1 protein-coding gene is annotated in these 2,249 nt (G+C 68.3%); it reads left to right on the top strand.

Going from position 1 to position 2,249, the window contains the following annotated elements:
* Positions 1 to 253: 253 nt before the first annotated feature.
* The coding region (locus DBR23_RS21440; RefSeq protein WP_199227771.1) for a TonB-dependent siderophore receptor at positions 254 to 2,249 on the top strand (1,996 nt) is incomplete at its 3' end.

Here is a 2,249-nt window from a genome sequence, read left to right as displayed (position 1 = left end):
GCCAGCCCAGCGGGCCTGACACGCGTCAGACCCCAGCCAGCCTGCGCTCTTTAGCGCATCCCCTTTTTCGTTTTCGCCCTTGCACTCACCCCCGTGGGTGTGTGCAGGCACGCAACCTCGTGCGCCCCATCTCCAGGCGCGCCGGGCCTCGTTTTGCGTTCATGTTTTTTTGGACTGGTTAGCCATGCGCTCCTCCTCTTCTTCTGTTTCTTCTTCACGCCCTGCGCCCCTGCCGCGCCCCACCTTGACGGCCATGGCGGCCGCCGCGCTGCTGGCCTCCCTCCACCCCGCCTGGGCCGCAGACGGCGATGTGGTCACCCCACCCACCCTGTCTGCCGTGGACGTGGTGGGCCGCAGTGCCTCGGGCACCTATTACGCCGACGAGGCCGAGGGCGCCAAGACCAGCCTGCCGCTGCGCGAGCTGCCGCAATCCGTGCGGGTGATGTCGCGCCAGACGCTGGACGACCTGGGCGCCACGCGGCTCGATGATGTGCTGGACTATGTGGGCGGTGTCTCGCGCCAGAACAACTTTGGCGGGCTGTGGGACAACATTGCCATCCGGGGCCTGCCGGGCAACGAGAACACGGGCATGGCGACGCTGCTCAACGGGTTTTCGTCCAACCGGGGCTTTAATGCGCCGCGCGACCTGGCGGGGGTGGAGCGGGTGGAGTTCCTCAAAGGCCCGGCGGCTGCCCTGTATGGCAGCAGCGAGCCCGGCGGCACGCTCAACATCGTGAGCAAGAAACCGCTGTGGAAGGCCGCCCATTCGGTGGAGGCCTATGCGGGCAGCTACGGCCTGGGCCGTGCGGCGCTGGACACCACCGGCCCCATCAACGACCGGCTGGCCTACCGCCTGAACGTGGCGGTGGAAGACAAGGGCAGCTTTCGCGACCATGTGCGCGCGCAGCGGCAGGTGGTGGCACCGGCGTTGACCTGGAAGCTGTCGCCCGACACGGTGCTGGAGTACACGGCCGAATTTCTGCGCCACGCCACGCCGCTGGACCGGGGTGTGGTGGCGGTCAACAACCGCCTTGGGGCCGTACCCGCCAGCCGCTTTTTGGGCGAGCCTGCCGATGGCGATGTGACGGTGACCAACCAGACGCACCAGCTGGTGCTGTCGCACGAGTGGAACCCCGACTGGCGCAGCCGCGTGGGGCTGTCGTACCGTGAGACGGGGATGGAGGGCTTCTCGACCGAGGCCACGGCGCTGCAGGCCAATGGCCGCACGCTGACGCGCCAGCGGCGGTATCGCGACTTTCAGTCGGACGATGTGGCCGTGCAGGCCGAGCTGCAGGGCAACCTGCGCACGGGCGGGCTGGAGCATGAGCTGTTGGTGGGGGTGGAAAGCTACCGGTTCAGCATGGATTCGGTGATGCTGCGGGTGAACCCCAGCGCCGCCGCGCCCTATGCCATCGACATCTTCAACCCCGTGTACGGCCAGGCGCAGCCCACGCCGGGGCGCAACACCGACACGCTGGAAAAGCAGCGCAACACCGCGCTGTATGTGCAAGACACTCTGAAGCTGGGCGAGCAGTGGCGCGTGATGGCCGGGCTGCGGGCCGACAACTACGACCAGAGCCTGCAAAACCGCATCACCAACCGCACCACGGCGCAAAGCCCATCGGCCGTGTCGCCGCGCCTGGGCGTGAGCTGGCTGCCCACGCCGGGGTGGACGGTGTATGCCAACACGGGCCGTTCCTTCCGCCCCAACACGGGCAGCAATGTGGCGGGCAATGGCTTTGATCCCGAAAAATCCCGTGCGCTGGAGCTGGGCGCCAAGTGGGAGAGCGCCGACCAGCGCCTGGGCGCCACGGCGGCGCTGTTCGACATCACCAAGCGCAATGTGCTGACCAGCGACCCGCTGAATGCGGGCTTCTCGGTGGCCGCAGGCGAGGTGCGCAGCCGGGGCCTGGAGCTGGACCTGGCGGGCCGCGTGAGCCCCCACTGGCGCGTGAATGCCAGCTTGGTCATCAACGATGTGGAGGTCACCCGCGACAACACGCTGGAGGTGGGCGGCCGCCTGCTGAACGTGCCGCGCATCAACGGCAGCGTGCTGGCGGTGTACGAAAACCAGCTCGCCAACGGCCAGCGCTATGGCGTGGGCGGCGGCGTGACGCACGTGGGCAAACGCCTGGGCCAGGCCCGCACGCAGGCCGAGGCCAATGCGGGCACCGCCGCGTTTGAGCTGCCCAGCTACACCACGGCCAAGCTGATGGCGTACTGGCGCCTGAGCCCCACGCTGAACCTGT

Origin of the sequence: Acidovorax sp. HMWF018 (assembly GCF_003061035.1) — a bacterium.
Taxonomy (GTDB): Bacteria; Pseudomonadota; Gammaproteobacteria; order Burkholderiales; family Burkholderiaceae_C; genus Acidovorax; species Acidovorax delafieldii.
This window is presented reverse-complemented; position numbering and strand designations above follow the sequence as displayed.